The 11,733-nt window shown below is 34.5% G+C and carries 11 protein-coding genes; all 11 read left to right on the top strand.

Going from position 1 to position 11,733, the window contains the following annotated elements; all coding sequences use genetic code 11:
* On the top strand, positions 1–192 hold a 192-nt coding region (locus tag ACJAT0_RS06035), incomplete at its 5' end, for a UDP binding domain-containing protein (protein ID WP_415180932.1).
* Between the two features lie 638 nt (positions 193–830).
* The gene (locus ACJAT0_RS06030; RefSeq protein ID WP_415180931.1) at positions 831–1,289 is read left to right on the top strand and encodes a UpxY family transcription antiterminator; all 459 of its coding nucleotides are present in this window, start codon (positions 831–833) and stop codon (positions 1,287–1,289) included.
* Positions 1,290–1,316: 27 nt separating this feature from the next.
* Positions 1,317–2,282: an SDR family oxidoreductase gene (locus ACJAT0_RS06025; RefSeq protein ID WP_415180934.1), complete on the top strand. Its 966-nt coding sequence runs from the start codon at positions 1,317–1,319 to the stop codon at positions 2,280–2,282.
* A gap of 47 nt (positions 2,283–2,329) precedes the next feature.
* Entirely contained in the window at positions 2,330–3,607 is a 1,278-nt protein-coding gene (locus tag ACJAT0_RS06020) for a nucleotide sugar dehydrogenase (RefSeq protein ID WP_415180930.1), read from the top strand.
* Positions 3,608–3,630: 23 nt separating this feature from the next.
* Entirely contained in the window at positions 3,631–5,121 is a 1,491-nt protein-coding gene (locus tag ACJAT0_RS06015; protein ID WP_415180929.1) for a lipopolysaccharide biosynthesis protein, read from the top strand.
* A 46-nt stretch (positions 5,122–5,167) separates the two neighbouring features.
* Positions 5,168–6,301, top strand: a complete 1,134-nt coding sequence (locus ACJAT0_RS06010; protein ID WP_415180928.1) for a CapA family protein — start codon at positions 5,168–5,170, stop codon at positions 6,299–6,301.
* Positions 6,302–6,342: 41 nt separating this feature from the next.
* On the top strand, positions 6,343–7,284 hold the full coding sequence (locus ACJAT0_RS06005; protein WP_415180927.1) for an ATP-grasp fold amidoligase family protein: 942 nt from the start codon (positions 6,343–6,345) through the stop codon (positions 7,282–7,284).
* Positions 7,285–7,318: 34 nt separating this feature from the next.
* Entirely contained in the window at positions 7,319–8,422 is a 1,104-nt protein-coding gene (gene wecB / locus ACJAT0_RS06000) for a non-hydrolyzing UDP-N-acetylglucosamine 2-epimerase (protein WP_415180926.1), read from the top strand.
* Complete coding sequence (locus ACJAT0_RS05995; RefSeq protein ID WP_415180925.1) at positions 8,404–9,516, top strand: hypothetical protein; 1,113 nt, start codon at positions 8,404–8,406, stop codon at positions 9,514–9,516. Before wecB ends, ACJAT0_RS05995 begins: the two co-directional genes overlap by 19 nt.
* Positions 9,513–10,643 (top strand): CapA family protein, encoded by a 1,131-nt coding sequence (locus ACJAT0_RS05990; RefSeq protein ID WP_415180924.1) that lies wholly within the window; start codon positions 9,513–9,515, stop codon positions 10,641–10,643. Before ACJAT0_RS05995 ends, ACJAT0_RS05990 begins: the two co-directional genes overlap by 4 nt.
* On the top strand, positions 10,640–11,665 hold the full coding sequence (locus tag ACJAT0_RS05985; protein ID WP_415180923.1) for an ATP-grasp domain-containing protein: 1,026 nt from the start codon (positions 10,640–10,642) through the stop codon (positions 11,663–11,665). Before ACJAT0_RS05990 ends, ACJAT0_RS05985 begins: the two co-directional genes overlap by 4 nt.
* The last annotated feature ends 68 nt before the right edge of the window (positions 11,666–11,733 follow it).

Genomic DNA, 11,733 nt, shown 5'->3' with positions numbered 1-11,733 from the left:
CCTATGGATGCGGTTGAAAAAGCACATGCTACGGCTGTATTGACAGAGTGGGATGAATTCAAGGAGTACAACTGGAAAAGCATATATGACAAAATGTTAAAACCAGCATTTTTGTTTGATGGCCGCATGTTATTAGATCGCGAGGAGTTAAAAGGCATAGGTTTTGAGGTGTATACCACAGGTAAAGGCTGATGCTGTTTTTGCGTATGTAAAATTCACACCTTACTGCTAGAACAAAACAAGAGGACTTTATTCCATAAAATCAAATGCAATCCCCTTTAAAATAGAGCAATAACAAGAATAAAGCAACTCCTTTCAGTTCTTTACGGGAAACCTTAAAGAAACGGTAAAAAAGCGTTTTAAATTTGTAAACGATTAGCTCCACCCTTAAACAGCTGCTAAAGCTGGTAAGCCTATGGTTGGTGTGGTATTCCATAGGTATAAGGGAACTGTATCTAGCCGTACGTAAACCTTAGGATGCGTTAAGGAAGGTGCTTAGGACAAGTGGAAAGGGGACGTATCCCTATACTGTTGCGAAAGCATTAAAAGAAAATACGCAGAAGAACCAAAGTTAGAAATCAAAGTAGTACATAGGAAGAAAATAACTCAGATTAAAAGCGGTAAAAGCCTTGATTTTTAGTATTTTGCCTATAAGGAGTAAAAAAGTTCGATAAAGTGCGCATTAGCATGGGGGTTCTAAAATAAAAATGGGACTTACAAGGGCGTAGCTCTGCTTTGGCCACAGCAATTCTTGGTAATAAAAACTCTTAATAAACAGTATTACAGTGGATGAGTCTACCATTAAGGCATAGAAACTAAACAACACACAAATGAATTGGTTGGTCCTGTATACAAAACCAAAAAATGAAGTAAAGGTAGCAGAACGTTTAGCCGCAGCAGGCATCACGGTGTATTGTCCTTTAGTCACTTCCCTAAGACAATGGAGTGACCGTAAAAAAAAAGTCACCCTGCCGCTCTTTAGTTCCTATGTGTTTGTACAGCTAGCCGAAGTACAACGGGCAGCCGTTTTTGAGGTGCCTGGTGTAGTACGTTACTTGTTTTGGTTGGGGAAACCAGCTGTGGTACGAGAGGAAGAAATGGCAACCCTTAAAGAAATGTTGAGCGATACCTATAAAGAAGTGCGCTTAGCAACTTTTGCGCCTGGCGACCGCCTCATCCTAAAAGAAGGGGTTTTTAAAGGGCAAACAGCCACCTTTAAAGAACAAAAAGGGAACCAAACCATTCTTATTTTAAATAGTTTAGGGACCAAACTGATACTAGAGAAATAAATAAGACGATACCAATTAAAAAGGGAGATAATGAAAATATTAGTTACGGGTGCTGCGGGATTTATAGGGAGTAATCTTTGTGAATACTTTGTAGGAAAAGGATATGATGTGTTAGGTCTTGATAACCTTGCTACTGGTCACATGAGTAATATTGACCCGCTTCAGGAGAAAGAGAATTTCAGTTTTATAAAAGGAGATATTCGTGATATAGATACGTGCCATAAAGCAGTTTCAGGAAGGGATTATGTACTGCACCAAGCAGCCTTAGGAAGTGTCCCTCGATCTATCACAGACCCAATTAGTTCTAATGAGGTCAATGTCAATGGATTCTTGAATATGCTCGTCGCCTGCAAAGAAGCTGGCGTAAAGAAAATGGTCTATGCGGCAAGTTCTTCGACTTATGGCGATTCTAAAAGTATGCCTAAAGTAGAGGAGGTGATCGGGAAGCCTTTATCACCCTATGCCATAACAAAATATGTCAATGAGCTCTATGCCGATGTTTTTTATAAAACCTACGGTTTCAACACCATAGGATTAAGATATTTTAATGTGTTCGGAAGAAGGCAAGATCCTAATGGAGCTTATGCAGCGGTAATTCCTTTATTTACCAAGCAGTTAATGAATAAGCAATCACCTGTCATTAATGGTGACGGCACCTATTCTAGAGATTTCACCTATATAGACAATGTGATACAGGCCAACGAAAAGGCGATGCTTTCTGAGAATCCAGAGGCAGTGAATACCGTTTTTAATGTGGCTTATGGTGATCGTACAGATCTTAATATGTTGATCGATTTATTAAAGCAGTCTTTATCTAAACAGGATAAAGCAATCTTAGATGTAGAAACTACCTATGGCCCATTACGTGTAGGAGATGTACCTCATTCTTTGGCTTCTATTGATAAAGCAAAGAGATTATTAGATTATCAACCTCAATTTAATTTAAAGGCAGGGCTGGATAAAGCAGTAGAATGGTACTGGTCTCATCTGTAATTTATAAATACCGCTTTCGCGAAAGCAAAAAAATCAACCGCGTTCTTATGAGAAAAAAAATTACAATAGTAGGTTTAGGATATGTAGGTTTACCTCTAGCTAGACTTTTTGCAACAAAATATAATGTGATAGGTTTTGATATCAATAAAGCTAGAGTGGCAGAATTAATTACGGGTATAGACAGCACGCTAGAAGTTGAAAGCGAGGTGCTTTTAAAGGTGCTTAAAAAAGAAAAAAGCAATGAGAATGGCTTGTATTGCACCACAGAGATTGATGATATAGCAGACTCTAATGTCTATATAGTAACGGTGCCTACACCAGTAGATAAAAATAACCGACCAGATTTAACACCGCTTTACAAAGCAAGTGAAAGTGTGGGATCTGTACTCAAAAAGGGAGGTATCGTGATTTATGAATCTACCGTATATCCGGGTGCGACAGAGGAGGAATGTGTGCCTGTGCTAGAAAAAATGAGCGGTCTTAAATTTAATATTGATTTTTATGTAGGCTATTCTCCAGAACGCATCAACCCAGGCGATAAAGAGCATACGATAGATAAAATACTTAAAGTTACCGCTGGTAGTACGCCAGAAATAGGAATAGAAGTAGATGCGCTTTACAAAGATGTGATTACTGCAGGAACACACCTGGCTCCCACTATTAAAGTGGCTGAGGCGGCTAAAGTAATAGAAAATGCACAGCGGGATATCAACATCGCCTTTGTCAACGAGTTAGCAAAGATTTTTAATTTATTGGATATTGATACCCACGCCGTTTTGGCAGCGGCAGCCACAAAATGGAACTTCCTACCCTTCAAGCCTGGATTGGTAGGTGGTCATTGTATAGGGGTAGACCCCTACTATTTAGCTCAAAAAGCACAAGAAGTAGGCTATCATCCCGAAATTATTTTGGCGGGAAGACGCATGAATGACAGTATGGGGCACTATGTCGCTGGTGAAGTGGTGAAGTTGATGCTTTCCAAAGATATTAAAGTTAAAAATTCAAAAGTCTTAGTATTAGGAATCACATTCAAAGAAAACTGTCCAGATGTACGCAATACCAAAGTTATTGATGTTATTAGTAATTTAAAAGAGTACGGTGTAGACGTTACTGTTTTAGATCCTTTGGCAAACCCAGATGAGGTAGAACAGGAATATGGGGTGCGCAATTTAAAGGTCTTAGGAAGTGAGAAGTATGATTCTATAATCTTAGCCGTTGCTCATAAGGAGTTTTTAGAATTAGATTTAAGTGCCATATCTGCTGATAAGGTTGCTATTTATGACGTTAAGGGTGTTCTAGGGGATAAGGCTGGCGCTAAATTATAATTTCTTGAAGTAAGATTTGTTCCATGATTTTTCAAAAAAACAAAGGGTCTAATAGTAATACGCAACAGGCATTATGGCTAGCAATTAGTAGTTTTAGTTCCTTGGCACTTGCATTTTTGAGTTCCGCAATATTATCTAGATATTTTGATAAAACAGAGTATGGAACTTATAGGCAGATTTTATATGTATATGGCACGTTGCAAACCATCTTTACTGTAGGCTTACCCAGTGTTTTTGCTTATTTTATTCCTAGATACAGTAATGAGGAAGGGAAGTATTTTGTCAATAAAATCAATACTTTATTCGTTGTTTTAGGCTGTTGTTTCTCCTTATTACTTTTTCTTTCGTCTGACCTAATTGCAGATATTTTGCAGAATAGAGAGCTTGCGAGAGGTTTAAAGGTATTTTCTATATTTCCATTATTTACTTTACCTACGTTAGGAGTTGAAGGACTGTATACAGCCTTAAGGCGCACTAAGGATATCGCTATTTATAATACAATTAGTAAATTGTTAATGCTAGCTTGTATTGTCTTACCAGTAGTATATATCAAAGGTGATTATGTGGTCGCCATTATGGGATGGGGTGCTGCATCCTTTGTAATCTTCATATACGCCATGTATATGAAGAGTAAGCCATATTTTGGGATTGCTAAAAAACGTATTGAGAAATTTTATTCAACGGTATTCAATTATTCAACACCTTTAATGGCTGCTAGTATAGTAGGTTTTTTCATCGCTTCTTCAAATCAATTCTTTATAAGTCGCTATTATGGAACGGAAAAATTTGCTGAATTCTCAAATGGATTTCTGTCACTTCCTATGATAGCTATGGTTGGTACTTCATTAAAGGGTGTTCTACTACCATTATTTTCTAAAGCACAGAAAGATAGTAATTTGGCAGGTGCGTTATTCAGTTATAATTCCGCGGTTAAAAGGGCCGTTTTAGTCTTATTACCCATGGTTGTATTTTGCTTTGTCTTTGGTGAACAAATAATGATTTTTGTTTATGGTAAGCTTTACAGTTCTTCAACTCCTTTTTTTAGAGTTTCACTCTTTAGAGATATATTTCAGATATTACCCTATGCAGCAGTTTTGCTAGCTTTAGGTCACACCAAGATGTATTTCAAAAGTCATTTGGTTTCAGCAATTGTTCTTTTACCTTTAAGCTACTTAATCTCTAAACTAGAGTGGCCACCCATTACGATCATAATTTTATTTGTTGTTATAGAAACCTCTAGGCATCTGTATTTATTTAATTTTATTTATAGAAAAGAGAAGATGAATCTAATTCCAATATCAATGATTAAAAAAATTCTTACTATCCTAATTCATTCTATGCTGGTTTCAGTTCCAATTTGTTTTGTTGCGATTTATATAAGTGAACACATTAGCTTCTTACTACTAAGAATTATAATTAATTTGATCCTATTTTATAGCTTGTTATTTTTATCACAAGGTTTATTTAAACTTAATTATTATGATCCTTTCAAAACTTTAATCCTCAAAAAATAGTCCTTTACGTATCTCGATCTACCAATCTAATAAGGGTAATATAAATATGAAAAAACAAAAGGTTAAAATATTATTTGCTGGTGATTTTTGTGCACGTTTCCCTGAGAGGATTGAAGTCTCAGAAAAATTAAAGAAGATTATTAATTCTTGTAATATAAACTTTATAAATTTTGAGGGGCCACTACCTTTAGGTGAATTAGATGTGCCCAATAAGACGGTATTAAATCAATCGCTTAATTCACCTGAATGGTGTGAAAGTCTAGGGTTTAATGTCGTTTCATTGGCTAATAATCATTCTCTTGACTATGGTCCGGAAGGAATGGTAAACACTACAAAAGCGTTCAATAACTCTGCCGTTATTGGTGTTGGAAATTGGGAAGAAGCATATAATATAAAAATTATTACTGTTGGTGCCATCAAAATTGGTTTTTTAGCTGCATCATCCTGTGATTTTAGCTCTTTAAAAGATAAATGGACAGATAAGAATAAAGTTGGATGTGCATGGATTAATAGTTCAGAAATTAATAAGTTGATAATTCAAAATAGAGATCACTGTGATTATTTATACGTCATACCACATGGAGGATTAGAGTATATGAACGTTCCATTGCCAGAGTGGCGGGATAGATATCGTGAAATTATTGATTACGGAGCTGATGGTGTAATTGCTACGCATCCTCACGTACCACAAGGAGTAGAAATCTATAAAAACAAGCCCATCTTCTATAGTCTCGGTAATTTTTACTTTGATACTGCAGCACCTAGAAAGAAGTTTTGGGATAACGGTCTTCTAGGTATGATCACTATTGTTGATGATAAAGTAGAGATTAGTACATTATCAACGATAAGGGATGGGCATTCAATTGATATTGACAAATCGGATTCTATAAATAATCATTTATTAGAATTAAATTCTATATTGAAGAACGATAAAGAATATTTAGATTGTGTCAACGACTCAGTCTTATCTTTTTTACCCAAATACAAAAGTTGGTTATTGTCAGGATTTGGTGCAGTAGAAATTAAATTTACCCTAAAGACGTTTTACAAAATAGTAAATATACTAAGACTAAGAAAAGGAGGTCCAAATCATAAAATTGCAATGCATCAAATAAGAGAGGAGAGCACACGATGGGCAATCACTAGAGCATTAAAAATTAAGTCCAATAGCCATTTATAATATCGTTACAACATTGATCGCGGATTTTTTAAAAACAAACTATGTATAATAAATCTTTAATTAGAAACATCTTTTCCAAAAATAAAACACTATTTTATTTTTGGAAATCAGTTTCGTATTATCGCGCTCTAATTTTGGTCAAAATTCATCCTAGGGCGATCGCAAATAATAGCTATAAAGCTGCTTTTGGAAGAAATGCGAATTGGGAGAATCCTACTGACTTGATAGAGAAAATTCAATGGCTACAGCTCTATTCTGATACAACACAATGGACCATTTGTGCAGATAAGTATTTAGTGAGGGAGTATGTGAAGTCTAAAGGTTGCGAACACCTATTAAATGAGCTCTATGCTAGTTGGGAAACCGCAGAAGACTTTGAAATAAAAAAACTACCACACTCTTTTGTTTTGAAAGCAAATCATTCCTGTGGTCAAGTTATTATCGTGAAAGATAAGAGTACACTAGATATGGGCTTAATTAGGAAAAATTTGGCTAATTGGTTGAAAACAACCTATGGTTTCACTACTGCTCAATTTCATTACACGAGAATCAAACCTCGAATTTTAGCTGAGCGTTTATTAATCAATCATAATGATATAGATAATTCACTAGTAGATTATAAAGTATGGTGTTTCCACGGTCTTCCGGAATGTATATTGGTGGTTTACAACAGAACTAAAAATGATTATTCCTTATCTTTATATGATCTGGAATGGAATAATATATCTGAGTGTGCTTTTAATCCAGCCAACCGTCACTATAGTGGTGTTAATATCCCAAAGCCTGAATCTTTGGATCAAATGTTACTTGCAGCCACAAAATTATCTCAAAATTTCCCACAAGTAAGGGTAGATTTTTATGATATTAAAGGAAAAGCTGTATTTGGAGAAATGACTTTTACTACTGGATTTGGTTATTTCTCAGATGAATATTATCGTTTTCTGGGTAGTAAAATCGATTTATCAAATTTGAAATCAGTATAATTTTTTTAATAAAGTATCAATAATTCACCATCCTATGAAAATCACCTTAATTGCTGGTGCCCGGCCTAATTTCATGAAGATAGCGCCTATAGTACATGCTATACAAAGATCTATAAAAAAAGGGTATTCAATTAGCTACCGCTTGGTGCACACAGGTCAACATTACGATCAGAAAATGAGCGAAACTTTTTTTAATGAGCTCAATATACCAAAACCACACGTTAATCTGGGAAGTGGAGGCGGAACACAAGCGGAACAAACTGCCGCCATCATGATAACCTTTGAAAAAGAATTATTAGCCAATCCTACCGATTTGGTGTTAGTTGTTGGAGATGTGACATCTACAATGGCATGTGCAATAGTTGCTAAAAAGCTAAAAATAAAAGTGGCACATGTGGAGGCAGGTATCCGATCCTTTGACATAAACATGCCAGAGGAGATCAATAGAATGTTAACTGATAGTATTACAGACTATTTTTTTACCACCACGATCTTGGCAGGTAAAAATCTTTTGAACAATGGAGCAAATGAAGGCAACATCTTTTTTGTAGGAAATGTCATGATCGATACGTTACTTGCTAACATTGAAAGACTCAATAAGCCATTGTTTTTCACTGTAAACAATCTTAAAGAGAAGCAGTATATTGTGCTTACAATGCACCGACCTGCAAACGTAGACGAGGCTAGTAGTCTTGAGTTGATGATGAATGAAATTATATCAAATTCACGAGGATTACCTATAGTTTTTCCCGTACATCCTAGGATATCTAAAATAATTGAAGATTTAGACATCAAGGCAAGTAACCTTCTAATTGTAGAGCCTTTAGGATACTTGGAGTTTAATTACTTAGTTAAAAACTCCTTTGCTGTTATCACAGACTCAGGAGGTATTACTGAAGAGACTACAGTCATGGGGGTTCCCTGCTTAACGTTGCGCGACAATACAGAGCGACCAGAAACGGTTACGATGGGTACAAACGAACTCATTGGGACAGATTCTAAAAACATTAAACCAGCTTTAGATAAGCTATTTAGCGGTAACTGGAAAAAAGGGCGAGTGCCAGACTTGTGGGATGGGAAGGCAGCAGAAAGAATAATAGAAAAACTCATTAACTTAATATGGGAAGAAAAAATATAGTAATCATATCTAGAACGCTAATGCCTTCTCAAGCTCCAAGATCGCAGCGTACTACGGAACTGGCAAAAGAATTCGCGCGTTTAGGACATGATGTAACCGTGTATGCGGTCTTGGGCAATCACGATTATTCAAAATTTGAAAAAACCTATAATTTGAAAGTGAGAAATATAGGGGCTATGCAATTTGCTACTTCAAATAGTGATGGCGTGCATAGTGGTAGGGCCAATTTATTTAAATCAGTTTATTTGAAATTATTAAGGAAATTAATCGAATATCCTGACATTGAATTATCATTCAAAGTGGCTCAAGTTTTAAGAGAATTGAAATACATTGACTTACTAATAACAATTGCAGTACCCCATCCGATACACTGGGGAGCTGCTTATGCTTCAAATTGGTTTCAACAAAACAATATTAATACATGGGTTGCAGACTGCGGTGATCCTTACATGGGTAATAAACTTACCAAACGGCTTTTTTACTTTAAATTTATAGAAAAATGGTTTTTTAGAAAAGTTGATTATGTGACTATACCAATTGAAGAGGCTAAAAAAGGTTATTATAATGAATTTGAAAATAAAATAAAGGTAATTCCACAAGGATTTAACTTTGAAGATTCTTATAATTCACAAGTTTATACGCAGAACAAGCCTATAACTTTTATTTATGCAGGTGTCTTTTATAAAGGCATCAGAGACCCGCGTCCATTTTTGGATTACCTATGCGAATTAGATATAGATTTTAAATTCATTGTTTATACCAAAAGTGATATATTAATATCAAAATACAAGAGTCATTTAAAAGATAAATTAGATATCCAAGAGTATATACCACGGTTAGAATTACTTAAAGTTATGAGTCAAGCAGACTTTTTAATTAACTTTGAAAATAATACCGATGTTCAATCGCCAAGTAAATTGATAGATTACGCTTTGTCAAAAAGACCTATTCTCTCTGTAAACTCTTTTCAAATAAACAAAGATGTTATAGATCAATTTTTAACCAGGGATTATAGTCATCAATTAATAGTTAGAAATTTAGAGCAATATAATATTACAAACGTGGTAAATAAATTTATTAAGTTAATAGAATGAGAGAAAATACTAAATTATTATTCTGTGGAGACTTGGTTATTGCTGAGAAACTTGAATCTATGGATTTACTTGAGGCTGATTTAATTGAAATGTTCAAGGAATCTGACTTTAAAATTGTTAACCTAGAAGCTCCTGTTACCAATAGCACTTCCAAAATTTTAAAAACTGGCCCTCACATAATTGCAAATAAAGAATCTACATTACAGCTATTACAATCGTTACAAGTTGATGTTCTTACCCTAGCTAATAATCATATACTAGATTACGACGAAAAGGGTGTTATTGATACATTAGAGTTTTGTAAAGATTTCCATATTCAAAGCGTTGGTGCAGGTATTGATTTAATCGAAGCATCAAAAATACTTTACCTAGATGCTAAAGACGGTATAATAGCTGTTATTAATTTTGCAGAAAACGAGTGGTCCAGTGCAACTGAAATAAGTGCTGGAGCAAATCCAATGGATTTAATAAAAAACACACATCAGATAAACGAGGCTCGATCTAAAGCAGATTACGTATTTGTTGTCGTACACGGTGGTCATGAATACTATAACTTACCCAGTCCAAGAATGCAAAACCAATATAGATTTTATGCAGACCAAGGAGCTGATATGGTCGTAGGACATCATACACATTGTATAAGCGGAAATGAAGTTTACAATGGGGTGCCGATATATTATAGTTTGGGCAATTTCCTTTTTACGGGTCAGAAAACCTTCAAAGATTGGTATATTGGATTGATACTTGAAGTTGAAATCATCAAAGGGAAACTATCGCTTCAATTGCACCCAATAAAGCAGGAAGAGGTAACAGGCAAACTTAATTTGATACAAGGTGATGAAAAACAACTAATTTTTGAAAGAATTAAATCTTTTAACGCAATCATAAATGATCATTTTAAATTAAATGCCGAATGGGATAAGTTTGTTAAAACAAGATATACTAGCTACCTAAATTTTTGGTCACCTGTATCTTTTATTTCTAATCGTTACGTTAGAGGTGTTCTGAGTAAGTTGGGCATCACAGGGTCCAGTAGCAAAGGCATGGCTCTTAAGCTCAATCTTATCAGATGTGAAGCGCATTCCGACTTATCAAAGGATATAATAAAAAAATATTTGAATAGATGAAAGTTGCAATACACCATAGAAAAGGAAGTTTTTCTGAGCGTTGGATTGATTATTGTGAAGAGAATATAATTAGCTTTATTAAGGTAAATGCGTTTGATTCAAATATTGTACAGAAACTACAAGAGCAAACAGTAACCCATTTTATTTGGCATATGAATCATTCAAGTTCAAAGGATTTGCTGGTTTTTCATTATGTCATGAACTCTATTGAAATAATAGGCATCAAATGCTTTCCTAATTTTAATACTAGATGGCATTTTGATGATAAGATTGCACAGAAGTATTTATTAGAGTCAATAGAAGCTCCAATAATATCGAGTATGGTTTTTTACGATCAATACGAAGCTAAGAGGCATATTACTGATATAAAGTACCCAATTGTAGTAAAGTTGAAAAGAGGGGCTGGAGCTTCAAATGTAAAATTACTTAATGAAATGAGTGAGGCAAAACAATATATTGATATTATGTTTTCAACTGGGTTGAATCCTAATCCAAGAAACCTCGGCAACTTAAATCAGAAAATTCGATTAGCAAAAAAAAATAAAAATCCTTTTTCACTCGGAAGGAAAGTTTTTAAATTTTTGAAAAAGAATAGAAATGAATTAAAAGTAAACAATAATGAAAAAGGATATTTCTATTATCAAGAGTTTATTCCAAACAATCAATTTGATATACGAGTCATTGCTATTGGGTCTAAAGTTTTCGGAATTAAAAGGTTGAATAGAGAAAATGATTTTAGAGCATCTGGTAGTGGTAATATAATCTATGACCACAATCAAATAGATATAAGATGTGTTGAGATAGCTTTTAATACCAATAAAAACTTAAAATTACAGTGTATGGCCTATGATTTTGTTTTCAACGAAAGAAATGAGCCATTGATTATTGAAATGTGCTTTGGATTTGCTATAAATGCCTATGATAGATGTCCAGGCTATTGGGATTCTCAATTGAAATGGCATGAGCAAAAATTTAACCCTCAAGAATGGATGCTAAAAGAACTTTTAGCAAATAATATTTAAAGTCAATTTATATTATTTATAATAATATATATGAGGAATAATATTTAATAGTAGCAATTTCTCCAAAT

The organism is Nonlabens sp., from assembly GCF_047636915.1.
GTDB lineage: Bacteria > Bacteroidota > Bacteroidia > Flavobacteriales > Flavobacteriaceae > Nonlabens.
The sequence above is the reverse complement of the archived record's forward strand: the minus strand, read 5'-3'. Positions and strand labels throughout refer to the sequence as shown.

Coding starts and splice junctions, on each gene's coding strand:
- ACJAT0_RS06030 (WP_415180931.1), top strand. CDS start 831: ATGAATTGGTTGGTCCTGTATACAAAACCAAAAAATGAAGTAAAGGTA.
- ACJAT0_RS06020 (WP_415180930.1), top strand. CDS start 2,330: ATGAGAAAAAAAATTACAATAGTAGGTTTAGGATATGTAGGTTTACCT.
- ACJAT0_RS06015 (WP_415180929.1), top strand. CDS start 3,631: ATGATTTTTCAAAAAAACAAAGGGTCTAATAGTAATACGCAACAGGCA.
- ACJAT0_RS06010 (WP_415180928.1), top strand. CDS start 5,168: ATGAAAAAACAAAAGGTTAAAATATTATTTGCTGGTGATTTTTGTGCA.
- ACJAT0_RS06005 (WP_415180927.1), top strand. CDS start 6,343: ATGTATAATAAATCTTTAATTAGAAACATCTTTTCCAAAAATAAAACA.
- wecB (WP_415180926.1), top strand. CDS start 7,319: ATGAAAATCACCTTAATTGCTGGTGCCCGGCCTAATTTCATGAAGATA.
- ACJAT0_RS05995 (WP_415180925.1), top strand. CDS start 8,404: ATGGGAAGAAAAAATATAGTAATCATATCTAGAACGCTAATGCCTTCT.
- ACJAT0_RS05990 (WP_415180924.1), top strand. CDS start 9,513: ATGAGAGAAAATACTAAATTATTATTCTGTGGAGACTTGGTTATTGCT.
- ACJAT0_RS05985 (WP_415180923.1), top strand. CDS start 10,640: ATGAAAGTTGCAATACACCATAGAAAAGGAAGTTTTTCTGAGCGTTGG.